This window comes from Winogradskyella pacifica, from assembly GCF_013403915.1.
In the GTDB taxonomy this organism is placed as follows: Bacteria; Bacteroidota; Bacteroidia; order Flavobacteriales; family Flavobacteriaceae; genus Winogradskyella; species Winogradskyella pacifica.
The window spans coordinates 1-508 of sequence record NZ_JABFDI010000094.1; the positions used below are offsets into that span (position 1 = coordinate 1).

Below are 508 nucleotides of genomic sequence, written 5' to 3' on the forward strand. Positions count from 1 at the left end.
TTGGAACGAAACAGATCCGGAGGCAAAGGCAGCGCAGAAGATCCAGTTCCTGAAGAACGTCAGCCTGCTCGGCGGCCTGCTCATCGCCGCCGTCGACACAGAGGGCAAGCCCTCGCTGGCGTGGCGTGGACGCCGGGCCGCCCGCAAGGCCCAGGGCACGATCGCGGGCGCACTGCCCGGATCGCATGATGCCTCCGATCAGGTGGGCGTGGCATCGGAGCGTGTGAAGGAACTTGCGACGGTCGCTGCCTCTCGTGGAGCACATCTTGCCGATGCCGCACAGCCGGTCGTGGCCAAGTGGGCCGATGTCGCGACCGAGAAGTCGTCGGAATTCGCGGAGGTCGCCCAGCCAGTGTTGTCACGATGGGCGCACATCGCTGCCGACCGCGGAGCCGACTTGGCCGAGGTCGCACAGAAGCGGGGGACGAAGCTGGCCGAACAAGCTGCCGACCGCGGATCCGACCTCGCCGACGTCGCACAGAAGCGCGGTTCGAAGTGGGCCGAGAAG

At 67.1% G+C, this 508-nt stretch carries 1 protein-coding gene; it reads left to right on the plus strand.

Annotated features, from left to right (window positions below):
* On the plus strand, positions 1-508 hold a 508-nt coding region (locus HM984_RS17580; RefSeq protein ID WP_218845083.1), incomplete at both ends, for a hypothetical protein.